The sequence below is a fragment of the Nocardioides sp. FY1077 genome (genome assembly GCF_058681775.1).
The window spans coordinates 986,615-1,010,238 of record NZ_JBZWDB010000003.1; the positions used below are offsets into that span (position 1 = coordinate 986,615).

The following is a 23,624-nucleotide window of genomic DNA, read 5'->3' on the forward strand; positions in this document are numbered from 1 at the left end:
CGGTGGACGACGCGACGTCGTCGGGGTCAACCTCCCCCGCCGGGCCCCCGTCCCGCTACGGGGGAAACCCTCGTGCGCACCCTCGCCCCGCTCAGGCCCGGCGGTAGGCCAGGTCGGTGATCGCGCGGCCGGCGTCGATGCCCTTGCGCTCGAAGCGGGTCACCGGGCGCTCGTCCCACCGCTCGACGACGCCGCCGACCAGCGCGGGCTCGGCGTCGAGCACCTCACGCATCTGCTCGGCGTAGTGGGCCCAGTCGGTCGCCAGGCGCCAGGTGCCGCCGGGGCGCAGCCGCGAGGCCACGACCGCCGCGAAGTCGGCGTCCACCAGGCGCCGCTTGTGGTGGCGCGCCTTGCGCCACGGGTCGGGGAAGAACGTCCACACCTCCTCCAGCGAGGCCGGCGCGAGACGGTGCTCGACGGTCCACACCGCGTCCACCCCGCACAGCCGCACGTTGTCGGCCCCGGTCTCGGCCAGGCGCCACAGCGTGTCGGCCACCCCGGGGCGCCACACCTCCAGCGCCAGCACGTCGTACGCCGGGCGCGCGGCGGCCAGCTCGGCGGTGGCCTCGCCCACGCCGGAGCCGATCTCCACGATCATCGGCGCGGAGCGGCCGAACCAGTCGGCCCAGGCGAAGCCCGCGGCGTCGACGGCCTCGTCCGGCACGACCCATGCCTCGTGGTGGGCCTCCCACGCAGCGGCCTGACGCGGGGTGAACCGCTGCCCGCGCCGGGAGTAGCTCAGCACCTCGCGCACCCGCCGGCCGTCGTCGAGCAGCTTGTGGTGGGGGCGGGCCGGGGTCTCCCGGTCGTCCATGTCTCTCCTCGCGGTGTCGGTGCGGCGGGCGGGGGCGCCCGGACGCACGAGAGCCCCCAGCCCGGGGGCTGGGGGCTCTCGCAGGTGGTGCGGTGGATCAGTGGAGCCGGTCGCCCTGGGGTGGCCGGCTCCGGGCGATCACTTGGTGATCTTGGTGACCCGGCCGGCGCCGACGGTGCGGCCGCCCTCGCGGATCGCGAAGCGCAGACCCTCGTCCATGGCGATGGGCTGGATCAGCTCGACGGCCATCTCGGTGTTGTCACCCGGCATGACCATCTCGGTGCCCTCGGGCAGCGTGACGACGCCCGTCACGTCCGTGGTGCGGAAGTAGAACTGCGGGCGGTAGTTGTTGAAGAACGGCGTGTGACGGCCGCCCTCCTCCTTCGACAGGATGTAGACCGAGGCGTCGAAGTTGGTGTGCGGGGTCGTGGTGCCCGGCTTGATGACGACCATGCCGCGCTCGATGTCCTCGCGCTTGGTGCCACGCAGCAGCAGACCGACGTTCTCACCGGCCTGGCCCTCGTCGAGCAGCTTGCGGAACATCTCGACGCCGGTGACCGTCGACTTCTGCGACTTCTCGCGGATGCCGATGATCTCGACCTCCTCGTTCACCTTGACGATGCCGCGCTCGATGCGACCGGTGATGACGGTGCCGCGACCGGTGATGGTGAAGACGTCCTCGACGGGCATGAGGAACGGCTTGTCGGTCTCACGCTCGGGGGTCGGGATGGCCTCGTCGACCGCGTTCATGAGCTCGACGATCGACTCGCCCCACTTGGCGTCGCCCTGCAGCGCCGGGAAGGCGGCCACGCGGACGACCGGGATGTCGTCGCCCGGGAACTCGTACTCGCTGAGGAGCTCGCGCACCTCCATCTCGACGAGCTCGATGAGCTCCTCGTCGTCGACCATGTCGCACTTGTTGAGCGCCACGACCAGGGCGGGCACGCCGACCTGGCGGGCGAGCAGCACGTGCTCACGCGTCTGCGGCATCGGACCGTCGGTGGCGGCAACCACGAGGATCGCACCGTCCATCTGGGCCGCGCCGGTGATCATGTTCTTGATGTAGTCAGCGTGACCGGGGCAGTCGACGTGCGCGTAGTGGCGCGCCTCGGTCTGGTACTCGACGTGGGCGATCGAGATCGTGATGCCGCGCTGACGCTCCTCAGGAGCCTTGTCGATGTCCTCGAACGCCGAAGCGGCGTTGAGGTCCGGGTGCTTGTCGTGCAGCACCTTCGTGATGGCAGCGGTCAGCGTCGTCTTGCCGTGGTCGATGTGACCGATGGTGCCGATGTTGACGTGCGGCTTGGTCCGCTCGAACTTCGCCTTAGCCACGGTGGGCTCCTCCTGGTTTTGTTGGTACTTGACTCGTACGTGCTCTGGGGGTGGTGCCGAGGATCAGTGTCTGCGCAACCCTAGAGGGTCACTCGCCACGGACCTTCTTGATGATCTCGTCAGCGATGTTCGAAGGAACCTCGGCGTACGAGTCGAACTCCATCGAGTACGACGCCTGGCCCGAGGTCTTGGACCTCAGGTCGCCGACGTACCCGAACATCTCGGACAGGGGCACGAGGGCGTTGATGACCATGTCACCGTGCCGCTCCTCCTGCGCCTGGATCTGGCCGCGCCGCGAGTTGATGTCACCGATGACCGTGCCGAGGAAGCTCTCGGGGGTGGTCACCTCGACGGCGAACATCGGCTCGAGCAGGACCGGCTTGGCCATGCGGGCGGCCTCCTTGAAGGCCTGGTTCCCGGCGATCTTGAACGCGAGCTCGGAGGAGTCGACGTCGTGGTAGGCGCCGTCCTCGAGGGTGAACTTCACGTCGACCATCGGGTAGCCCGCCAGCACGCCGAACTCCATGGCGTCCTGGCCGCCCTGGTCGACCGACGGGATGTACTCGCGGGGCACGCGGCCACCGGAGACGCTGTTGACGAACTCGTAGCCGGCACCGGTGCCGGTCTCGGCACTGATGTTCGGGCCGAGGGAGATGACGACCTTCGCGAACTGCCCCGAGCCACCGGTCTGCTTCTTGTGGGTGTAGCTGTGGCCCTTGACCTCCTTGCGGAGGGTCTCGCGGTAGGCGACCTGCGGCTTGCCGACGGTGGCCTCCACGCGGAACTCGCGCTTCATCCGGTCGACGAGGATCTCCAGGTGGAGCTCGCCCATGCCGGCGATGATCGTCTGGCCGGTCTCCTCGTCGGACTTGACCGTGAAGGTCGGGTCCTCGTCGGAGAGGCGCTGGATCGCGGTGCCCAGCTTCTCCTGGTCGCTCTTCGTCTTGGGCTCGATCGCGACCTCGATCACCGGGGCCGGGAACGTCATCGACTCGAGGACGACCTGGTTCTGCGGGTCGGACAGGGTGTGCCCGGTCTTGGTGTCCTTGAGGCCCATGACGGCCACGATCTGGCCGGCACCGACCGACGCGATCTCCTCACGCTTGTTGGCGTGCATCTGGTAGACCTTGCCGATCCGCTCCTTGCGACCGTTGACCGAGTTGACCACGGTCGAGCCGGCCGCGAGCTTGCCGGAGTAGACCCGGACGTAGATCAGCTTGCCGAGGTGCGGGTCGGAGGCGATCTTGTAGGCCAGGCCCGAGAACGGCTCGTCGTCGGAGGGCTTGCGGACGATCTCCAGCTCCTCGTCCTTGGGCGAGTGACCCACGATGCCGTCGATGTCGAGCGGCGAGGGCAGGTACTTGACCACGGCGTCGAGCAGGGGCTGCACGCCCTTGTTCTTGAACGCGGTGCCGCACAGGACCGGGTTGAGCTTGTCGGCCAGAGTGGCGCGGCGGATCGCGGCGTCGAGCTCGTCGACGGTGAAGTCCTCGCCGTCGAGGTACTTCTCCATGATCGCGTCGTCGGCGTCGGCCAGGGTCTCGAGCAGCTTGACCCGGTACTCCGCGGCCTGCTCGGCGAGATCGGCGGGGATCTCCTCGACGGAGTAGTCCTCACCCATCGTGGTCTCGCCGTGCCAGGTCAGTGCGCGCATGCCGACCAGGTCGACGACGCCGAGGAAGTCGGACTCCGCACCGATGGGCAGCTGCAGCACCAGCGGGGTGGAGTTGAGCCGCTCGACCATCATGTCGACGCAGCGGAAGAAGTCGGCACCCGTGCGGTCGAGCTTGTTGACGAAGCACATGCGCGGCACGGCGTATTTGTTGGCCTGGCGCCAGACCGTCATGGTCTGCGGCTCCACGCCGGCGACACCGTCGAAGACCGCGACGGCGCCGTCGAGGACGCGCAGCGAGCGCTCGACCTCGGCGGTGAAGTCGACGTGCCCGGGGGTGTCGATGATGTTGATCTGGTGCTGCTTCCACCAGCAGGTCGTCGCGGCCGACGTGATCGTGATGCCGCGCTCCTGCTCCTGCTCCATCCAGTCCATGGTGGCAGCGCCGTCGTGGACCTCACCGATCTTGTACGAGATACCGGTGTAGAAGAGGATCCGCTCGGTGGTGGTGGTCTTGCCGGCGTCGATGTGCGCCATGATGCCGATGTTGCGGACCTTGTTGAGGTCCGTGGTGATGTCGACAGCCACTGTCAGTACGTCCCTTGGAGTCGTGGGTGGTGCAGGTGCGGACGGGACCCCCGGAGGGGGCCCCGCCGTGGTCACCAGCGGTAGTGCGCGAAGGCCTTGTTGGACTCGGCCATCTTGTGGGTGTCCTCGCGCTTCTTCACCGCGGCACCGAGGCCGTTGGAGGCGTCGAGGATCTCGTTCATCAGTCGCTCGGACATCGTCTTCTCACGACGGGCCTGGGCGTAGCCGACCAGCCAGCGCAGCGCGAGCGTGGTGCCACGCGTGCCCTTGACCTCGATCGGGACCTGGTACGTCGCGCCGCCGACGCGGCGGGACTTGACCTCGATGGCCGGCTTCACGTTGTCCATCGCACGCTTCAGCGTGACGACGGGGTCGGTGCCGGTCTTCTCGCGGCAGCCCTCGAGCGCGCCGTACACGATGCGCTGAGCGACCTGCTTCTTGCCGTCGACGAGCACCTTCGACACCAGCTGGGAGACCAGCTGCGACCCGTAGACGGGGTCGATGTCGATCGGGCGCTTCGGAGCGGGGCCCTTGCGCGGCATGTCAGCTCTTCTCCTTCTTGGCCCCGTACAGGCTGCGTGCCTGCTTGCGGTTCTTCACGCCCTGGGTGTCGAGCGAGCCGCGGATGATCTTGTAGCGGACGCCGGGGAGGTCCTTCACCCGGCCGCCGCGCACGAGCACGATGGAGTGCTCCTGCAGGTTGTGGCCCACGCCCGGGATGTAGGCCGTGACCTCGACGCCGCTGGACAGGCGCACGCGGGCGACCTTGCGCAGGGCGGAGTTCGGCTTCTTCGGGGTGGTGGTGTAGACGCGGGTGCAGACACCGCGTCGCTGGGGCGAACCCTTGAGGGCGGGTGTCTTGTTCTTCGACACCTTGTCCTCGCGGCCCTTGCGGACCAGCTGGTTGATCGTGGGCACCTGGTGGTTCCCCTTCTATGTGTTGCTCTCAGTACCTGGCGCCTTGCCGGGCACGATGATCGTGCGCAGGTCTTCTGCGCGGGTGGTGCGGTGTGTGCGGGTGGTGCGTGCAACCGGCTCGTTGCTCACCCCCGAGGTCGGGCGTGTCGCCCGGCCGCACAGTGGTCACGTGCCGATCGGACGACGGTCAGGACCCGCGGTCCGCCCTTGGGCACGCACAACGGCCTGGTTGTCCCAGACACGATGACCGAGGCTACCGGGCGCCTCTGGCCCGGTCAAAACGCTGCGGAGCCCGCCGCTGAGGTGCACGTAGAGCGCCACCGCGAGCGCGACGCCGAGCAGCGTGAGGCCTCCCCCGGTCACCAGCGTCCACCGCGGGCCGAGGTGCTCCCCCACCCACCCGATCACGGGTGAGCCCAGCGGGGTGCCGCCCATGACGATCGTCATGTAGAGCGCCATCACCCGCCCGCGCAGGGCCGGGTCGGACTCCAGCTGCATGATCGCGTTGGCGGAGTTGAGCAGGGTGAGCGTGCACAGCCCGATCAGCGGCACGAAGAGCGCGAACGACAGGTACGTCGGGAGCAGCCCGGCCACGATCTCGGCCACGCCGAAGCCGACGCCGGCCACCACCACCAGCCGCAGCCCGACGCGGGTGCGCCGCGCGGAGAGCAGCGCCCCGGTGAGCGAGCCGACGGCCATCGCCGAGCCCAGCACGCCGAACTCGCTGGCGCCCTTGCCGAACTCGTCGGTGGCCATCAGCGCGGAGGTGATCTGGAAGTTCATCCCGAAGGTGCCCGCGAAGAACACCAGGACCAGGATCATCACCATGCGCGGCTGGCTGCGCACGTAGCGCACCCCCTCGGCCAGCGCGCCCCGCTCGCGCGCCTTGAGGTCGGGGCTGTGCAGCAGCGCGGTGTCCATCCGCTGCAGCTGGCGGATCACCGCGAGGTACGACACGGCGTTGACCAGGATCACCCAGCCGGTGGCCCGCGCTCCCCCGCCCAGGGCGCCGATCATCAGCCCGGCCAGCGCGGGCCCGGCGATGCGGGCGGTGTTGAAGGCCGCGGAGTTCAGCCCCACCGCGTTGGTCAGGTCGTCGCGCGCCACCATCTCCGAGACGAACGACTGGCGCGCCGGGCCGTCGAAGGCCGAGCCGACGCCGAAGGCGAACGCCAGCACGTAGACGTGCCAGGTCTGGGCGGCCCCGGTCACCGCGATCACGCCCAGGGCCAGCGAGCACAGCGCCATCGTCAGCTGGGTGACCTGCAGCAGCCGCCGCTTCGGGAAGCGGTCGGCGAGGACCCCGGCGTACGGCGAGAGCAGCAGCACCGGCAGGAACTGCAGGCCGGTGGTGATGCCGAGCGCGGTGCCCCCGCCGCCGAGGCTGAGCACCAGCCAGTCCTGGGCGACCCGCTGCATCCACGTCCCGGTGTTCGACACCACGCTGCCGACCAGGTACAGCCGGTAGTTGGGGTTGCTCAGGGCGCGGAACGTGGGGCTCAATCCGGGGTGCTCCTTCGGGGCGCTTCGCTGGGTCGGGTCGGTGTCGGGTCGGGACGGGGTCGGGCGTGGGTCAGTCGGCGCGGGCCAGGCGCTCCAGGATCGGTGCGGCCCGGCGCAGCGCGTCGCGCTCCTCGGCGCCGAGCGCACCCAGCGCGGTGGCCAGCCACTCGTCGCGGCGACGGCGGTCGTCGAGCAGGGTGTCGCGCCCGGTGTCGGTGAGGCCCACCACGACCTGGCGGCGGTCGTCGACGCCGGCGCTGCGGCGTACCAGCCCGCGCTCCTCGAGCGCGGTGACCACGCGCGTCATGCTCGGCGGCTGCACCCGCTCGTGGGCGGCGAGCGCCCCGACGGTGAGGTCGCCGCGTCGGTGGAGCGCACCGAGCACCGCCATCGCGGTCATCGAGAGGTCGTTGTCGGGGTGGCGCTCGGCGGCGAGCCGGCGGCGCAGCCGCATCACCGACAGACGCAGCTCGGAGGCGAGCCCGGCGTCGGTGCGGGCGACCTTCTCGGTGGTGGGCACACCGGGTCCAACTACTTACCCTTGCTAATCATTCCCGGCGGGACCTGCCGCACCTGTCGGCCCGGACCCGCACCTGTCGGCCCACGCGACGGCCGACAGGTGCGGGTTCTACCAGCCGGCTGGTGGAACCCGCGGTCAGGCGAGCGCGGCGGTGATCGGGTCGATGGCGAAGTAGACGACGAACAGCGCAGCGACCACCCACATCAGCGGGTGCACGGCGCCGGCGCGACCGCGCACGACCTTGATCAGCACGAAAGCCAGGAAGCCCGCGCCGATGCCGACGCTGATGGAGTAGGTGAACGGCATCAGCACGATCGTCAGGAACGCCGGCAGCGCGATCTCGACGTCGTCCCAGTCGATGTCGCGCACCTGCTGCATCATCAGGAAGCCGACCAGCACCAGCGCGGGCACCGCCGCCTCCGACGGGATCACCGCGACCAACGGGGCCAGGAACGTGGTCAGCAGGAACAGCACGCCGGTCACCACCGAGGCCAGGCCGGTGCGCGCACCCTCGCCGACGCCGGAGGCCGACTCGATGTAGGAGGTGTTGGACGAGACGCCGGCCGCGCCGCCTGCGGCCGCGGCGAGCGAGTCGACGACCAGGATGCGGCGGGTGGCCGGGGGCTTGCCCTCCTCGTCGAGCAGGCCGGCCTCGGCACCGATGGCCGTCATCGTGCCCATGGTGTCGAAGAAGTCGGCGAGCAGCAGCGTGAAGACCAGCAGCACGGCGGCCACCACGCTCACCTGCTCGAACGACCCGAGCAGGGAGAACTCCCCGACGGTGCCGAAGTCGGGCGCGGAGACCAGGTCGGAGGGCAGCGCGGGCGTGGTCAGGGCCCAGCCGCCCACGGAGCCGAGCTCCTCGACCAGCACGGCCACCACCGTGGTCACCGCGATCGCCACCAGGATCGCCCCGGGCACCCGGCGCACCCACAGCGCGACGACGAGCACCAGGCCGAGGGCGAAGACGAGCACGGGCCAGCCGGAGAGCTGCCCGGTGGAGCCGAGCTGCACCGGCACGGTGGTGCCGGCGGCGTCGGGGATGCGCTGCACGAAGCCGGCGTCGACGAAACCGATCAGCGCGATGAAGAGCCCGATGCCCACCGAGATCGCGACCTTGAGCTGCGCCGGCACGGCGTGGAAGACCGCCTCGCGGAACCCGGTCAGCACCAGCACCAGGATGACCAGGCCCTCCAGCACCACCAGGCCCATCGCGTCGGCCCAGGTCATCTGCGAGGCGATCGAGAACGCCACGAACGCATTGAGCCCGAGCCCGGTGGCCAGCGCCATCGGGTAGTTGGCAACGACGCCCATCAGGATCGTCATCACCCCCGCCACCAGCGAGGTGCCGGCCGCGATCACGGCGAGGTTGCCGGGTGCGGGCCCGCCGAGGGTGTCGCCGTTGACGTCGACGGCCGCACCGAGGATCAGCGGGTTCAGCACCACGATGTAGGCCATCGTCATGAAGGTGACGACGCCACCGCGCACCTCCCGCCCGATGCTCGAGCCACGCGCGGAGATCTGGAACCAGCGGTCGACGGTCACGGGGAGCCACCCTCTCAGCCCCCGGTCCCCGGCGACAACGTGACGTCGGTCGTGGGACGCCGGGCAGGTGCCGGCCCGGCCGCGATGGCCTACGCTCGCCGGGTGGAGCTGCGCGACGACCAGCCGAGCCGGCGCGAGATCGGCGGCCGCACCTTCGTGGTGGCCGACGTCGAGCCGCTGGACGTCGACGGCGTGCGCACCGTCGAGGTGGGCGTCGTGGTGTGGCTGGTCGCCTTCCTCGCGCTGCTGCCGTTCTACGGGCGCCTGGAGGAGACCGGGCACACGTGGTGGCTGTGGACCTGCCTGTCGGGCTTCGGCCTCGGCCTGCTCGGCCTCGAGTACTGCCGCCGGCGTCGCCGGCAGCGCGGGGCGGACGCCGCCACCGGGCTGGAGGCGTGAGCGTGTCCGACCCCGAGGCTCCCCCCCCGACCCGCTGGGCCCTGGCCGGCGAGGCCAACGCGGGCTACGCCGAGCGCTTCGCCGAGCTCGTCGAGACCGGCGTGGACGTCGACGGCGAGGCACGTCTCGCCGACGCGCTGCTGCCGCGCGGCGGCGCCGTGCTCGACGCCGGCTCCGGCATGGGGCGGGTCGGCGCCGCCCTGCTGGCGCGCGGGCACCGGGTGGTCTGCTGCGAGCCCGACGCCGCGCTCGTCGCGCAGTCGCGGCGCACCTACCCCCTGCTCAGCGTGCTGCCGGTCGACATCCTCGGCCTGCACGACGCCGCCCTCGAGGCGGCCGGGGCGCCGGCGCGCTTCGACGTCGTCACCTGCGTCGGCAACGTGCTGGTGTTCCTCGCCGAGGGCACCGAGCGCGACGTGCTGCGCCGCCTTCGCGACCTGCTGGCCCCCGGCGGTCGGGTGCTCGCCGGCTTCCACCTGCGCGGCGGGCCCGCCACGAGCCGCACCTACGACCCCGCCGACTTCGTCGCCGACGCCGCTGCCGCCGGCCTGCGCGTCGACCTGCGCCTCGGCACCTACGACGTGCGCCCGCCCGACGACGACTACGCCGTGTGGGTGCTGAGCCGGGACGCCGCCGCGCCGCAGTGAGCCGGGGCCGGGCGCAGCCCGCTCAGGCCCGGACGGTGAGGACCTCGACCGGCTCGTCGCGCCACTGCTCCTCGGCCCCGTCGAGGTCGGTGACCAGGACGTCGAGGTCCGCCGGCGCGAGCACGAGGTGGGGCGCCGTGGTGCCGTGCTTGGTGTGGTCGGCGAGCACCGCCGTGCGCAGCGCGATCGAGGCCATCGCTCGCTTCACCTCGGCGTCGAGCGGGTCCACCGAGGTCGCCCCGGAGGCGGGGTGGAGCGCGCAGGTGCCCAGGAACGCCCAGTCGGCCCGGAAGCCCCCGATGCCGGCGACGGCGGACGGGCCCACGAGGTAGCGCGACCGGGGGTCCCACCGCCCGCCGGTGAGGTGGAGGGTGACGTCGGCCGCGCCGGCGAGGACGTCGGCGATGTCGAGGGAGTTGGTCACCACCGTCAGGGGACGCAGCGCGACGGACCCGCTCAGCGCGAGCGCGACGGCCAGGACCGTCGACCCGGCGTCCAGGACGACGGTCTGGCCGGGCTCCACCAGGGCCGCGGCCGTGGTGGCGATGGCCTGCTTGGCCTCGGTGGCCACGTCGGCACGGGCGGCCCAGGACAGGTGTGCGGTATCGAGGGCCACCGCCCCGCCGTGGGTCTTGTGCAGGTGGCCCGCTGTGGCCAGGGCCCGCAGGTCCCGCCGGACGGTGTCCTCGGACACGCCCAGCTCCTGCGCGAGCGTGCCGACCTCCACCCGACCGTGCCTGCGGAGGACGTCGAGCACCCGTTGCTGCCGTTCTTCCACGAAAGTGCGCACAGAGACCAGTTCCTTGCCTATTTATGCTTGACCATGCCGAAGTATGCACGTTTACTGCGGTGGTGCCCAGGTCAGCGGTTCCCCCCGGCCAGCCCGGGTGGCGGTCCTCTCCGACCGGCGCGGGGACCACCGGTGCCGACGTCCCACCTGCCCCGACGCAGTCGTACCACCGGACGACCTCACCGCGGGGGCTGGCGGTCGTCGGGGTGGTGGGCTTCCTCGTCCTCGGCGTGCTGAGCAGCGCGCTGGGACCGGTGCTGCCGGTCCTCCAGCAACGCCACGACCTGAGCGCGACGACCGCGGGCCTGCTGCTGACCACCCTCTTCGCCGGCGCGACCGCCGGTGTCGTCACGGCGGGGGCGCTGCGCCGGCGCCTCGGGACACCCGTCCTGCTCACCGCCGGAGCCCTCGCCGTCGCCACCGGGTGCGTGGGCGTGCCGCTGGCCGGCGACGTCGCGGTGACGGTGGGCTGCGTGCTGCTGGCCGGATGGGGCTTCGGCGTCGTGGACCTCCTGCTCAACGTCGTCCTGGCACGCGCCGGGACCCGCGGCCCGGCCCTGCTCATGGCCGTGAGCGCCGCCTTCGGCGCCAGCGCCGTCGCCACCCCGCTCCTCGTGGGGCGCTGGCCCACGAGCCTGGCGCTGCCGTTCGGGGCGTGCGCGGCCGGCGCCCTGCTGCTCGCAGCGCTCTGCAGCCGGTTGCGCCTGCCCGACGCCGAGGGGTCCCCGCTCGCCCCACCTGGGCGCGCCGGTGCGGCGCGGGACACCAGGGCCGCCGTGCTGCTGTGCGTCCTGCTGCTGGGCTACGTCACGCTCGAGGGCGGCGTGGCCGGGTGGGAGACGACCCACCTCGCGGCGACGACCGACCTCCCCGACGGCCGCGCGGCGCAGGCGGTGGCCCTGTTCTGGGCGGGCCTGACCCTGGGGCGGATCCTGGCGGCCCCCCTCACCGCACGGTTCCACCCGAGCACCCTGGTCTCGGTGGCCCTGCCGGCGGCGGGGCTCGCCCTCGTCGCCGCCAGCCACCCGCCCGTGTCGGTGGCCGCCTACGCCGTGACCGGCCTGCTGCTCGCACCGGTGTTCCCGGCCGTCGTCAGCTGGCACGCCCGCAACCGGCCCGACGGCCGCGGCACCACCGCCCTGTTCGCCGTGGGCCTGGCCGGGCCCGTCCTCACCTCGCCGTTGATCGGCACGGCCGTGGACGCCCACGGCGGCGGCGCCGTCCCCTGGACCCTGGCGCTCCTCGCCGCCCTCGGCAGCGTCGTGGCCGTCGTGGCCCGCAGGACGGCGGGCCTGCGTGGCACCGAACGGGCCCCCGCGACACCGGACGCCGGCGCCGTGACCGTTTCGTGACCTGGCGGTGACCCCGCCGAGACCAGCCTCAGAAGCGCTCGACGTCGACCGGGGTCAGGGTGTCGAAGACCGGCTCGGGCACCGGCACCGGCTCGTGCTTCTTGGCCAGGCGCACCTCGGAGTGCGCACCGCAGCCGTGGTCGAAGGACACCACGCGGCCGTCGTCGTTGGCGTCGCCGTTGCCGCAGACGCCGAACGTCTCGGCCATCGGGCCGGCCAGGCGCACCAGGAACCCGCAGGTGTGGCAGTGGTCGGGGGCGGCCTGCGCGACCGGCGAGCCGGGGCCGCCGTCACCGTCGTACCAGCGCTGGGCGGCGAGCTCGCGGCCCGCGGGCGAGAGGGTGCGCACCCGGCCGAGGCCGAGGTCCTGGGCGACCTGGCGCACCTGCGCCTTGTCGTCGGCGTCGAGCGGGTCGTCGCCGTAGGAGAACGTCGGCACCAGGCGCACGTCGTCGTCGTCGACCGGCAGCAGGTCGCCCGGGGACATGTCGCCGGGCTGCACGCGGTCGCGGTAGGGCACCCACGCGGGCGCCACGATGGCCTCGTCGCCCGGGATCAGCACGACCTCGTCGACGGTCACCGACTTCTGCCGGGAGGCCCGCGCCACCGTCACCGACCAGCGCCAGCCGGTGTAGCCCTTCTGGGTGCAGGCGAAGAGGTGGGTGACCACGCGCTCGCCCTCGAGCAGGTGGCCGAGGTGGTCGCCGACGTGGGCGGCGTCGACCTCCGCGAGGAGCGCGGCGCGGGCGACGTCGACGGCCGAGACGCTGGCCGGGTCGGGCTTCACGCGCTGCAGGGTGCTCACGGCGGGCAATCATGCCTCGTGGCGCCGACGGTGTCAGGTCGGGGTCCACCGCACCGTGCCGCACCCCCCGCGTCCGCCCCCCGTGCGCCTCGCCGGAGGGCGTCGGGGCCGCAGTGCAGGATGTGCCCATGACCTCGCGCGGACCCGACCCGAGCCCGGGCCAGCAGGGCTGGGCCGACGAGCCGACGGCGCCGTACGCGCACGCCGGTCGCGGCACCCGACCCGGGGACGAGCCCACCGCGACCATGCCCCAGGACGCACGCCAGGACGTGTCGCGGGACGGGTCGGCCGGGAGCGCTCGGCGGGCCCGGGCGGTGGGCCGCGGGCTCGGCACCGGGGCGCGCGTCACCGCCCGCGGGGTCGCCGGGGTGGCCCGTGGCACCGGCCGCGCCGGGCGGTACGTCGGGCGCCAGGCGGTGCGCGCCTCCCACGCCGAGGGCGCCGACCAGTCAGGACTGTCGCGGCTGATCCAGATGCACTTCTTCAACACCGCCGGCGACGCCGCCGTGGCGATCTCGCTGGCCGGCAGCCTGTTCTTCCAGGTGCCCTCGGGCGAGGCCCGCGGCCAGGTGGCGCTGTTCCTCGGGCTCACGATGCTGCCGTTCGCGATCGTGGCTCCGCTGATCGGGCCGTTCCTCGACCGGTTCAGCCACGGCCGGCGGTGGGCGATCGGCGCGACCATGGCGGTGCGCGCGGTGCTGTGCCTGACGCTGGCCACCGCGATCGACGGGGAGTCACCCCTGCTGTTCGCCTGCGCCCTGGGCGTGCTGGTGTCCTCGAAGGCCTACGGCGTCACCCGCGCCGCTGCGGTGCCCCGGCTGCTGCCGGGCGACTTCACGCTGGTCAAGGCCAACGGCCGGGTCTCGATGGCCGGCATCGTCGGCGCAAGCGTGTCCGCACCGCTGGCCGGCCTGGCCTCCCTGGCCGGCCCGGAGTGGTCGCTGCGCTACGCGTTCGTGCTGTTCGCCGCCGCCACGGTGTGCGCCATCCGGCTGCCCGAGGCCGTCGACTCCAGCCAGGGCGAGGAGACGCTGGTGCTGCTGGCGGCCCCCGGCGACCGGGCACCGGGCGCAGGCACGGCGGCGCGCCCCGCACGCCCGCGCACCCAGATCCCGCCGGCGGTGGCGTTCGCCCTGCGCGCCAACTGCGGGCCGCGGTGGCTCTCGGGGTTCCTGCTGATGTTCATGGCGTTCCTGCTGCGGGAGAACCCCCCGGCCAGCAGCCTGTCCCCCGAGGTGCTCATCGGGCTGGTGGTCGGCGCCGCCGGGCTCGGCAACGCCCTGGGCGTCGCGGCGGCCGCGCTGCTGCGCGGGATCAACCCCGCCGTCACGGTCGTGCTCGCGCTGGTCGCGGGGGCCGCCGCGTCGCTGGTGGCCGCCCTGTTCTACGGCGTGCTGCCGCTGGCGCTGCTCGGGCTGGTGGCCGGGCTGTCGCAGTCGCTGGCCAAGTTCTGCCTCGACGCCACCATCCAGCGCGACGTGCCGGAGCGGGTGCAGGCCAGCGCGTTCGCCCGCAGCGACACCACGCTGCAGCTGGCATGGGTGATCGGCGGGTTCCTCGGCATCGCGCTGCCCCTCGAGCCCGCCCGGCTCGGCCTGGGCGTGGCCTTCGCGGTGCTGGCGGCGTGGTCGGTGTTCGTGCTCAGCCGCTCGCGCGGGGCAGCCCGCGCGAGCCGCTGACCCCCGCCGGTCGGGGCCGGGGGACGTCGGTGCGGGCCGTCCGGCCTAGAGCTCGAGCTCGTCGGCCAGGGCGCGCAGCAGCTTGGCCGTCGGGGCGGTGGTGCGGGGGTCGGGGTGGCGGCCGTGGCGGTAGCCCTCGCCGAGGCCGTCGAGCAGCCGGATGAGGTCCTCGACGATGCCGGCCATCTCGTCGGGCTTCTTGCGCCGCGCCTGCGACTGGTTGCGCGAGACCGAGGTGGGGGCGTCGAGCACCCGCACCTGCAGCGCCTGCTCCCCGCGGCGGCCCTGCGCGATGCCGAACTCCACGCGGGTGCCGGCCTTGAGGGCGCCGTGGCCCTCGGGCAGCGCCTCGGCGCGCACGTAGACGTCGGCGCCGCCGTCCTGGGAGAGGAAGCCGAACCCCTTCTCGGCGTCGTACCACTTGACCTTGCCACTGGGCACGGTGACGTCCCTCGTTCCTGAGCGCGCTGCTGCCGGTCCGCGGTCGGACCGGTCGTGGGAAGGATAGGTGGGCGGCCCAGCCACCCGCCAACGGCTCAGGGCACGCCGGCGGCCAGCTCGCGCGCGAGCTCGGGGGCCAGCGTCGCGACCCCGACGACGAGCCCCGCGAGGTTGGCGGCGAGCAGCACCAGCACCCAGACCACCGCGGGCACGCGGGTGAGCCGGGCCAGCTGGTCGGGGTCGGAGCCCCGCCGGCGGGCGGGACCGGCGGCCAGCAGCTCGAGCAGCGGGCGGGGCGCGGCCAGCAGCAGCGTCCACGCGATCAGGTGGGCGGCCACCGCCTGCACCGTCGGGCTCGCGGTGGCGCTGAGCAGCCCCACCGCGACGACGAGCACGACGAGCGCCGCGGCGCCGTAGAGGTTGCGCACCCACAGCAGCATCAGCGCCATCAGCAGGACCAGGCCCCACAGCAGGGCCAGGCTGCGGCCCGAGGCCAGCGCGAGCGCGGCCGCGACGCCCAGCAGCGCCGGCGCGAGGTAGCCCGCCGCCAGCATCGCGACCATGCCGGGCCCGCGGGGACGCCCCCGCGACAGGGTGACGCCCGAGGTGTCGGCGTGCAGCCGAATGCCCTGCAGCCGTCGTCCGACCAGCACCGCCGCCACGGCGTGGCCGGCCTCGTGCACGACCGTCACCGCGAGCCGCACCCGCGGCCAGGTCGGCGGCGCCAGCACCAGCACCGCGGCCACCGCGCCGCTGAGCAGCACCAGCGCGGCGTCGGGCACCGGCTGGCGGGAGGTGACGTCGTCCCACACCTGCGCCCACCACGACGACCCCCGCCCCGGCGCGCCGTCCGTCGCGCCGCCCGTCGGGCCGGCCAGCAGACCGGCCACCGGGCTCACCGCCAGCGCTCGGGGTCGGGCAGCGCGTCGTTCATCGAGCCCGAGCGGAACCCGCGGGGCTCGACGTCGGCGCGGGGGAAGCCGGCGGCGACCACCTCGGCACACACGGCCGCGGCCAGCACGTCGGGCAGCGGGAGCAGGGCGGCGTCGAGCTCCACCGAGGCGCGGTCGCCGAGGTCGCGCACCCGCAGGTCGCGCAGCGGCAGGCCCGCACCGCCCACCGCCGCGCGCACGGCGGCCTCGGCGCGCTCCACCCGGGCCAGGCGGTGGGGGGTGACCTCCACGCCGTAGGCCACCCGCGACGACAGGCAGGCCGCCGCCGGCTTGTCCCAGGTGGGCAGGTCCCACCGCCGCGACGCCTCGCGCACCTGCGCCTTGGTGAGGCCGGCGCTGGCCAGCGGCGTGAGCGCCCCCCGCTCGGCGGCGGCGCGGATGCCGGGGCGGAAGCCGGCCACGACGTCGTCGGCGTTGGTGCCGGTGGCGACGTGCGCGACGCCGCGCTCGCGCGCCAGCGGCACGACCACGTCGAGCAGCTCGGCCTTGCAGGAGAAGCAGCGGTCGCCGGCGTTGGCGCGGTAGCCCTCGCGCTCCATCTCGTGGGTGCGGGGGGTGAGCACCTCCACGCCGAGCTGCTCGGCCAGGGCGCGCGCGGGGTCGCGCTCGACCAGCGGCAGGGAGTCGGAGTAGCCGGTGACCGCGAGGACGCGGTCGGGCCCCAGCGCGCGCGCGGCGGCCGCGAGCAGGAACGCGGAGTCGGCGCCGCCGCTGTAGGCCACCGCCAGCGACCCGAGGCCGGCGAGGTGCTGCTCGAGCGCTGTCAGGCGGGTCGTGAGCACGTGCTCGTCGAGCCAGGCCGGCAGCTGGGTGAGGTCGTCGAGCACGACGTGGGTGCCGGCGGCGAGCAGCTCCTCGCGGGAGCAGCCCCCGGTGAGCACCGACACGCTCACCACGCCGGCGGCCAGCGCACCCTCCACGTCGTGCACGTGGTCGCCGACGTAGACCCCCGCGCCCTCGCGGACCAGCGCCGCGGCCTTGCCGGTTCCCCACACCCAGCCCTCCAGGACGTCGACGTCGAGACCGAGGTGGTCGACGTGGCGCTGGGCGTTGGCGGGGAACTTGCCGGTGACCACCACGACCCGACCGCCGTGGCGGCGCACCGCGGCCAGCGCGTCGTGGGCGCCGGCCAGCACCGGCACCGACGCGACGGCGTGGTCGGGGTAGAGCGCGCGGAAGCGGTCGCCGGCGGGGGCGAGCTGCTCGGGCGACAGGTAGGGAGCCAGCACCACGTCGAGCGGCGGGCCGAGGCGCCGCGTCATCTCCTCGACGGGCAGGTCGACCCCGAGCTCCGCCCCCAGCAGCCGCAGCACCGCGCGGGCGCCCGGGACGGTGTCGATGAGCGTCATGTCGAGGTCGAAGCCGACCACCAGCGCCGGCGGCCCGACCGTGGTGACCGGTGCGGCGCCGGGGGTCTCGAGCATGGCCCGAGGGTACGACGGCACCCTCGCGGCGCCCGCGTCGTGGGGTGGGCGGCAGGGGGTGCCTGTGGTCGTCCTGTGGGGTTCCGGTGTCGCCGGGTGGCGTCGTCGGTCACAATGGGTGGTTCCCGAGGAGGACACCCGTGACCACCAGCAGCCACGCCCGCCGCCGCGTCGTACGACGCACCGCGGCTGCCGCTGCCCTGGCGCTGGCCGTGGCCACCCCCGCGGCGTCGGTGGCCGTCGCCGGGCCGGGCTCGGCGTCGGGCGTCACCGCGGGGCACACCTCGCTGTGGCTGGTGACCCTCGAGGGCCCCGGCCTGTCCGGCGCCGACTCCCCCGTCCCCGACGACCTGCTCACGCTCGCGATGACCTCCGAGCAGGACCTCCACCTCGACGAGGTGGGTGCACCGGAGCCGGTCTACCGCTGGACCACCGCCCTCAACGGCGTGGCCGTCGAGCTCAGCCGCGCCCAGGCCGACCGGCTGGCGGCGCGCCCCGGGGTGGTCTCGGTGGAGCACGACACCGTGCTGCCACTGGCCGCACTGCCCCCCGAGCCCGGCGCCCGGTCCGCCCGGGCCGCCCGGCTCGCCGCCGAGCGGGCCAGCGAGCGGCTGGTGCCCTCGGGCCGCCAGCGCGGTGGCGCGGGGGTGGTGATCGGGGTGGTCGACTCCGGGCTCCACCCCGAGAGCCTGGCGTTCGCCTCCGTTCCCGGGCTGGGCCCGCGACCCACCGACTTCCGCGGCCCCTGCGTCGAGGCACCCGGCTGGGGTGCGGCGGCCTGCAACGGCAAGGTGGTCGGCGCCCGCTGGTTCGTCGACGGCTTCGGCGTCGACCGGCTGCGCACCTCCTCCTCCCTCTCCCCCCGCGACGACGACGGCCACGGCACCCAGGTCGCCTCCATCGCGGCCGGCAACGCCGGGGTCGCCGTGCGCGTCGACGACGACGAGCTCGGCTCCTACGCCGGGGTCGCGCCGCAGGCCCGGCTGGCGGTCTACAAGGCCTGCTGGAGCGCCCCCGACCCCGCCGACGACGGCTGCTCCAGCGCCGACCTGGTCACCGCGGTCGACCGCGCCACCCACGACGGCGTCGACGTGCTCAACCTGTCGGTCGCCGGCACCGCGGCCACGGCCGGCACGGCCGGCACCCTCGAGCGCGCCCTGCTAGGCGCCGCCGAGGCCGACGTGGTGGTGACCGCGGCCGCCGGCAACACGTCCCGCAGCTTCGCCGCCCACGCCTCGCCGTGGGTCACCACCGTCGGTGGCACCACCGGCCCCGAGCGACGCGGCGCCGTCGAGCTGGGTGCGGGCCCCGCCCCGGCGTTCGGGGCGGCACCGGGCGCGACGTCGTCGAGCAGCGGGCCGACGGTGCGCGGCACGATGGCGTCCTCGCGTGACGTCGGACCGGTGCGCCTGGTCGTGGGCGCCGACGCGGTGGCCCCCGGCTCGAGCCCCGACGAGGCCCGGGTGTGCGTGCCGGGCAGCCTCGACGCCGCCCGGGTGGCCGGCGCCGTGGTGCTCTGCGACCGCGGCCGCGTGGGCCGGGCCGACAAGTCCAGCGCCGTCGACCGCGCCGACGGCGTCGGCACGGTGCTGGCCAACGTGGCGCGTGAGTCGGTCGACACCGACGTGCACACCGTGCCGACCGTGCACGTCGACCGCGCGGCCGGCGACGTCGTGCGCCGCTGGGCCCGCACCCACCCGCGGGCCCGGGTGAGCCTGACGTCCCTGGGCGCCACCCGCACCCCGCCCGGTGTCCTGCGCTGGTCGGCCGCCGGTGACCCCCGTGGTCCGGTCGTCAAGCCCGACGTGGTGGCCCCGGCCGTCGGCCTGCTGGGGGCCGTGCCGCCCGACGCGCGCGGCACCCGCTGGGCCTTCGCCTCCGGGACGTCCGCGGCCACCGCCGTCACCAGCGGCACCGCGGCCCTGCTGCTCGACCACCACGACTGGTCGGCCGCCACCGTGCGCTCCGCCCTGGCCACCTCTGCCGCGCCGGTGCGCGGCGAGAGCCCGTTGCGCGCCGGAGCCGGTCGGGTGCGCCCCGAGCGGGCGCTGCGCCCGGGCCTGTCCTACGACGTCGACCCCGCCGACTACCGCACCTGGCTCGACGGCTCGCCCCGCGCCACGGGCCGGCTCAACGTGCCGTCGGTGGTCGTCGAGGCCGGCGCCTCGCGGACGCGCCGCACCGTCACGAACGTCGGCACCCGCGCCCTGTACTTCTCCTCGGCCGCCCGGGGCTTCGCCCACCACCGGGCGATGGTGACACCGGCCGCGGTGCGGCTCGCGCCCGGCGAGTCGGCCACCTGGACCCTGACGCTCACCCCGCGCGACCCCGACGGCCTCGCCGACGAGGGCACCGTGGTGTGGCGCGGCGGCAACGGCACCCGCGCCGGCGTCCCGGTGGTCCTCACCCGCTGAGGCCGTCGCCGTCCGCCCGCCGAACGGCGACAACCCCGCCGGTCCGGGTGGACCAGCGGGGTCGTCGGTGCGACGGGGTGGGGCAGGTCAGCTGCGACCGACCTTGACCGTCATGGTGCCGTTCTTCGCGACCTTGACCACCTTGATGGTGGTGCCGGTCTTCGGGACGTCGACGCTGAACCAGCCGGGCTGGTAGAAGCCCGGGTGCTGGCCCAGGCCGTGCTCGTCGCTGTCGAACCACCAGTCGAGGGTGTCGTCGAAGACAGGGACGGCGCGCTGGCCGGGGATGCGGTACTCCTGGCCCAGGTTGCGCAGGGTCTGGCCCTTGACGCGGGTCAGGCCGAACGCCGAGTCGGCCGTGGCGGCGCGGGTGCGGGCCAGGGTGTCGTCGGCGTAGTGGACGAGCTCCGGGTGGGCGTCGACCGGCAGGACCTGGCCGGCGCCCGGGTGGTCACCCACGTTGTTGTCGGTGTAGGAGGTGTCCCAGTACGAGATCAAGGCGCCGGGGGCGTAGCGGAAGAACTCCACGCGGTCGGGCTGGTCCTCGATGTCGGGGAAGTTGTAGAGGTGCTTCAGCTGCTTGTCGCGACCGACGTACTGGCGGTTGTCGACGAGGTAGGCGTGCAGGAACTTCTCGACCTCGGTGCCGGTGGAGGTGGTGAACCCGTCGAGGGTGAAGGCGCTGTCGCCCTCCTCGGCGGTGCCGACGGTCTCGCCGTCCACGGCGATGTTGTCGACCTGGAAGCCCGACAGCACGAACGCCGAGTCGGTGCGGTAGCGGAACCGGATGGTGTCGGTGTCGGCCGGCAGCGTCGCGGTCAGGTCGACCCAGGCGCCGTCGGTGGTGCCGGAGATCCCGGTGTCGTCGGGGTCGAGGCCGCTCTGGTCCTCACCCTCGTAGCCAAGGTTCGTGGCGACCGGGGCGAAGGTCTCGCCGCCGTCGTCGGAGGACTCGAGGTAGGCGTAGTCCCAGCCGTCCTCGATCTCGTAGCGGGCGGTGGCGGTGAGCTCGCCGCCCCCGTCGACCGGGGCCGTCATCGTGGTGTTCAGGTCGTTGCCGGACGTCGAGTAGTAGTACCGCTCGCCGCCGTCGGGCGCCGGGGCGCCGAGGTCGGTGGCGACCTCCTTGTCGGGCAGCAGCGTGATCAGGCCGTTGGCGGCGCTGCCGCTGGTGGACTGACCGGGGCGCAGCACGTGGGTCGAGGACCGGCCGGCGCGGGCGACGTCGTAGTCGAGCCAGCCGAGCTGGAACTTCTCCCAGGCGCCGAAGGGCTGCGGGCGGTCGCCGATGCCGGGGTCGCCGGGCAGGGTGCCGCGCGACTGGCTCATCAGCGACCAGAACTCGGTGCTGTTGGAGGCGCCGCCGCTGTTGCCGGAGGTGTCGTAGAGGTCGGGCAGCCCGAGGTCGTGGCCGAACTCGTGGGCGAAGACCGACAGGCCGCCGTTCTCCGGCTGGATGGTGTAGTCACCGACCCAGACGCCCGTGGGGTTGTCGGGGATGCTCACGTTCGCACCCTGGGGGTCGGTGACCCCGCCCTGGCCGACGTTGACGCCGCCCAGCGCGGCACCGTCGGCGGGGCCGGTGCCGACGGGCTGCACCTGGGCGTACCAGCGGTGGCTCCAGATGGCGTCCTCGCCGTACGTCGGGTCGCCGTCGGCCTCGTCGCCGCCGGCGTGCACGACCTGGAAGTGGTCGATGTAGCCGTCGGGCTCGCTGAAGTCGCCGTCCTCGTCGAAGTCGTAGCGGTCTTGGCGGTCGAAGGTCTTCAGGTAGTCCTGGATCTGCGCCATGCTCTGCCCGGAGTCGAGGCGGTCCTGGGTCCACTGGGCCAGGGCGTCGCGCACGAGGAACCAGGTGTTGCTGCACACCACGTCGCCGCAGACGTTGCGTCCGTAGCGGGCCTGGTTGAAGGGCACCTTCACCCACGCGGTGACGTCACCCTCGAAGGAGTACTCCCCCGAGGACTGCTGCTCGTAGAACTTCTTCATCCGCTCGAAGTACATGTCGTTGTAGTGCTTGCGACCGTAGTTCTGCTGCCAGAGCGTCGAGTTGTCCTCCGACCGGTCCGGCTTCGGGATCTCGTTGTGGGCGGGGCCCTCGTAGGTGACCGGCGGGTCGAAGCCCTCGGTGGTCTGCCCGTCGGGGTAGGCGGAGCTGCGCTCGTCGCCGAACTCGGCGAGCACCACGAAGATGCGGTCGGTGCCGCTCTGCGCGACGCGGCCGTAGGTGTCGGCGCCGATCTTCTCCGACTCGCCACGACCGCCGGTGCGCAGGCGCTGCTCGACGGCGGCGAGGCGCTCGGCCTCGAACTTCTCCTGCCACGGCTGGGTGAGGGAGTCACCCGGGGTGCTCTCGCCGGAGCGGGACGGGGCGGCTGCCGGCTGGGCGCCGGACGGTGACGAGGTCAGCGGCAGCGCGAGGGCTGCGGCGACCAGTGACGTGCTCGCGACGACGGCGAGCTTGGACCTGCGCAAGATCATCCTCCTGGGATTTCCGAGTGGCGCACAGCGCGCCCGAGAGTCGCTGGGCCCGTCACGTCGGGTCACGACGGGAGCCGGGGACGACCGGGGCAGTCGACCCCGGGTGACCCACCTCACGGAAGAGGCGCACCCCATCGTTACCGAGTCGTGACGGTGCGGTGCCGCCGTCGACACCCGGCCCCGAGGGCCCCACCGGTCGTCCTGGGAGGGCTCAGGCCTCGCGGGCGACGTCCATCGACCGGTCGCCGAACCGCACCTTGTCGCCGGGAAGCAGGGTGACCGGCTTGCCGGCCGACAGGTCGCGGGTGATGCCGGCGCGCACCAGCATCGAGCCGTTGGTGGAGCCGCGGTCCATGACCACCAGGGCACCGTCGGGGGCCACCTGGAACTGGGCGTGGGTCTTCGACAGCGACATGTCGGAGGAGCGCAGCGGCACCAGGTGGGCCACCGGCTCACCGGCCCGGGCCTGCGGGCCGCGGCCGACCAGCGCGAGGCCCTCCACGACGAACGTCTCGCCGGTGTCGAAGCTGACCCGCCAGCGCTGGGCACCCGCACGGGGCACTGCGGGCGGCGCGGTGGGTGGCGTGGCACGGGCCGCGGGCGGGGCGGGCGGGGCGGCGTGGCGAGCAGCGGCAGGCGGCGGGGGCGCACCGACCGCAGGCACGGGGCGGGTGGGCGGCTCGGCCCGCGGTGTGGCCGGCGCGGGGGCAGGTACAGGGGCCGGCACGGGGGCCGGCACGGGCGGCAGCGGGGCGGGGGGCCGCGGCGCGGGTGCCGCGGCGGGCACCGGCGCGGGCGTCGGGGCGGGCGTGGGCACGGGCGGTCGGGCGGCGACCTCGACGGGGCTCACCGCGGCCGCGGGCACCAGCCGCATGGCGGTGAGGTTGACGACCGTGCGTGGTCGCTCGACGCGGTCGTCGGCCACCTCGGGCTCCGGGCGCACGTCGACCACGACCGAGCGGCCCACGTGGTCGTGCCAGCCGCGGCGGCGGGCCGTGCCGTCCATGACGGCGGTCCAGGCGAGGGTGGCCACCCCGAGGCCGAACGTCGGCAGCGCGGCGAGGCCCAGCACCAGCTGGCGCAGCAGCGCGCGGCCCACCCCGATCGGGGCGCCGGTGCCCTCGCCGACCACGCGCAGGCCGACCACCGCCTTGCCCAGCGACGTGCCGGTGGTGCCGAGCACGACGGAGGTGAGGAGCCACAGCAGCACCACGGAGCCGGCGACGACGCCGAGGCCCGGCCACAGGTCGCCGTCGTCGAGGAAGTACCGCCAGGCGGCCCAGCCGGCGCCGGCCAGCAGCGCCCAGCCGACCAGCCGGTCGACGGCGAAGGCGTAGAAGCGGCGGTCGAGCTCGGCCGCCGGGAAGCCGGCGCGGGCCGCCACCGGGGCGGCGTGGGACATCGGCG

Annotated in this window: 20 protein-coding genes; 5 read left to right on the forward strand and 15 right to left on the reverse strand. The window is 73.9% G+C overall.

Going from position 1 to position 23,624, the window contains the following annotated elements; translation table 11 throughout:
• Positions 1-91: 91 nt before the first annotated feature.
• The 8 genes from trmB to AC4OR8_RS14380 form a co-directional block, all read right to left on the reverse strand.
• On the reverse strand, positions 92-814 hold the full coding sequence (trmB, locus tag AC4OR8_RS14345) for a tRNA (guanosine(46)-N7)-methyltransferase TrmB (RefSeq protein ID WP_492166236.1): 723 nt from the start codon (positions 812-814) through the stop codon (positions 92-94).
• Between the two features lie 138 nt (positions 815-952).
• On the reverse strand, positions 953-2,146 hold the full coding sequence (gene tuf / locus AC4OR8_RS14350; protein WP_492166237.1) for an elongation factor Tu: 1,194 nt from the start codon (positions 2,144-2,146) through the stop codon (positions 953-955).
• A gap of 88 nt (positions 2,147-2,234) precedes the next feature.
• Entirely contained in the window at positions 2,235-4,346 is a 2,112-nt protein-coding gene (gene fusA, locus AC4OR8_RS14355; RefSeq protein WP_492166238.1) for an elongation factor G, read from the reverse strand.
• 71 nt (positions 4,347-4,417) lie between these two features.
• Complete coding sequence (gene rpsG / locus AC4OR8_RS14360) at positions 4,418-4,888, reverse strand: 30S ribosomal protein S7 (RefSeq protein ID WP_492166239.1); 471 nt, start codon at positions 4,886-4,888, stop codon at positions 4,418-4,420.
• Position 4,889: 1 nt separating this feature from the next.
• Positions 4,890-5,264 carry a 30S ribosomal protein S12 gene (gene rpsL / locus AC4OR8_RS14365; RefSeq protein ID WP_492166240.1) on the reverse strand — a complete coding sequence of 125 codons (375 nt, stop codon included), beginning with the start codon at positions 5,262-5,264 and terminating at the stop codon, positions 4,890-4,892.
• Positions 5,265-5,429: 165 nt separating this feature from the next.
• Positions 5,430-6,767 (reverse strand): MFS transporter, encoded by a 1,338-nt coding sequence (locus tag AC4OR8_RS14370; RefSeq protein ID WP_492166241.1) that lies wholly within the window; start codon positions 6,765-6,767, stop codon positions 5,430-5,432.
• Between the two features lie 70 nt (positions 6,768-6,837).
• Entirely contained in the window at positions 6,838-7,287 is a 450-nt protein-coding gene (locus AC4OR8_RS14375; protein WP_492166242.1) for a MarR family winged helix-turn-helix transcriptional regulator, read from the reverse strand.
• Positions 7,288-7,422: 135 nt separating this feature from the next.
• The gene (locus tag AC4OR8_RS14380; protein ID WP_492166243.1) at positions 7,423-8,832 is read right to left on the reverse strand and encodes an NCS2 family permease; all 1,410 of its coding nucleotides are present in this window, start codon (positions 8,830-8,832) and stop codon (positions 7,423-7,425) included.
• Between the two features lie 102 nt (positions 8,833-8,934).
• On the opposite strand from AC4OR8_RS14380, the gene AC4OR8_RS14385 reads away from it, so the two are divergent.
• Together AC4OR8_RS14385 and AC4OR8_RS14390 are read left to right on the forward strand one after the other, a co-directional pair.
• On the forward strand, positions 8,935-9,231 hold the full coding sequence (locus tag AC4OR8_RS14385; protein WP_492166244.1) for a DUF2530 domain-containing protein: 297 nt from the start codon (positions 8,935-8,937) through the stop codon (positions 9,229-9,231).
• Positions 9,232-9,233: 2 nt separating this feature from the next.
• Positions 9,234-9,878 (forward strand): class I SAM-dependent methyltransferase, encoded by a 645-nt coding sequence (locus tag AC4OR8_RS14390; protein WP_492166245.1) that lies wholly within the window; start codon positions 9,234-9,236, stop codon positions 9,876-9,878.
• Between the two features lie 22 nt (positions 9,879-9,900).
• Here AC4OR8_RS14390 and AC4OR8_RS14395 read toward each other — a convergent pair whose 3' ends face one another.
• Positions 9,901-10,668, reverse strand: a complete 768-nt coding sequence (locus tag AC4OR8_RS14395; RefSeq protein WP_492166246.1) for a DeoR/GlpR family DNA-binding transcription regulator — start codon at positions 10,666-10,668, stop codon at positions 9,901-9,903.
• 209 nt (positions 10,669-10,877) lie between these two features.
• Between AC4OR8_RS14395 and AC4OR8_RS14400 the strand changes: the two genes are divergently transcribed.
• Entirely contained in the window at positions 10,878-12,020 is a 1,143-nt protein-coding gene (locus tag AC4OR8_RS14400; protein WP_492166247.1) for an MFS transporter, read from the forward strand.
• A gap of 28 nt (positions 12,021-12,048) precedes the next feature.
• Here AC4OR8_RS14400 and AC4OR8_RS14405 read toward each other — a convergent pair whose 3' ends face one another.
• Positions 12,049-12,825 carry a DUF3027 domain-containing protein gene (locus AC4OR8_RS14405; protein ID WP_492166248.1) on the reverse strand — a complete coding sequence of 259 codons (777 nt, stop codon included), beginning with the start codon at positions 12,823-12,825 and terminating at the stop codon, positions 12,049-12,051.
• A gap of 128 nt (positions 12,826-12,953) precedes the next feature.
• On the opposite strand from AC4OR8_RS14405, the gene AC4OR8_RS14410 reads away from it, so the two are divergent.
• Positions 12,954-14,504, forward strand: coding sequence for an MFS transporter (locus AC4OR8_RS14410; RefSeq protein WP_492166249.1), 1,551 nt, complete (start codon positions 12,954-12,956; stop codon positions 14,502-14,504).
• A gap of 45 nt (positions 14,505-14,549) precedes the next feature.
• On the opposite strand, the gene AC4OR8_RS14415 is transcribed toward AC4OR8_RS14410, so the two are convergent.
• From AC4OR8_RS14415 to larE, 3 genes are all read right to left on the reverse strand, one after another.
• Complete coding sequence (locus AC4OR8_RS14415) at positions 14,550-14,945, reverse strand: cold-shock protein (RefSeq protein ID WP_492166250.1); 396 nt, start codon at positions 14,943-14,945, stop codon at positions 14,550-14,552.
• A gap of 95 nt (positions 14,946-15,040) precedes the next feature.
• Entirely contained in the window at positions 15,041-15,844 is an 804-nt protein-coding gene (locus tag AC4OR8_RS14420; protein WP_492166251.1) for a M50 family metallopeptidase, read from the reverse strand.
• The gene (gene larE, locus AC4OR8_RS14425; protein ID WP_492166252.1) at positions 15,841-17,322 is read right to left on the reverse strand and encodes an ATP-dependent sacrificial sulfur transferase LarE; all 1,482 of its coding nucleotides are present in this window, start codon (positions 17,320-17,322) and stop codon (positions 15,841-15,843) included. The genes AC4OR8_RS14420 and larE overlap by 4 nt, the downstream gene beginning before the upstream one ends.
• Before the next feature lie 140 nt (positions 17,323-17,462).
• Between larE and AC4OR8_RS14430 the strand changes: the two genes are divergently transcribed.
• A complete protein-coding gene (locus tag AC4OR8_RS14430) occupies positions 17,463-19,736 on the forward strand; it encodes a S8 family serine peptidase (protein ID WP_492166253.1) in 2,274 nt (757 codons plus the stop codon).
• A gap of 87 nt (positions 19,737-19,823) precedes the next feature.
• On the opposite strand, the gene AC4OR8_RS14435 is transcribed toward AC4OR8_RS14430, so the two are convergent.
• Positions 19,824-22,211 (reverse strand): immune inhibitor A domain-containing protein, encoded by a 2,388-nt coding sequence (locus AC4OR8_RS14435; RefSeq protein WP_492166254.1) that lies wholly within the window; start codon positions 22,209-22,211, stop codon positions 19,824-19,826.
• 217 nt (positions 22,212-22,428) lie between these two features.
• Positions 22,429-23,619 carry an RDD family protein gene (locus tag AC4OR8_RS14440; protein ID WP_492166255.1) on the reverse strand — a complete coding sequence of 397 codons (1,191 nt, stop codon included), beginning with the start codon at positions 23,617-23,619 and terminating at the stop codon, positions 22,429-22,431.
• Between the last annotated feature and the right edge of the window lie 5 nt (positions 23,620-23,624).

Coding starts and splice junctions, on each gene's coding strand:
- AC4OR8_RS14440 (WP_492166255.1), bottom strand. CDS start 23,619: ATGTCCCACGCCGCCCCGGTGGCGGCCCGCGCCGGCTTCCCGGCGGCC.
- rpsG (WP_492166239.1), bottom strand. CDS start 4,888: ATGCCGCGCAAGGGCCCCGCTCCGAAGCGCCCGATCGACATCGACCCC.
- larE (WP_492166252.1), bottom strand. CDS start 17,322: ATGCTCGAGACCCCCGGCGCCGCACCGGTCACCACGGTCGGGCCGCCG.
- trmB (WP_492166236.1), bottom strand. CDS start 814: ATGGACGACCGGGAGACCCCGGCCCGCCCCCACCACAAGCTGCTCGAC.
- AC4OR8_RS14410 (WP_492166249.1), top strand. CDS start 12,954: ATGACCTCGCGCGGACCCGACCCGAGCCCGGGCCAGCAGGGCTGGGCC.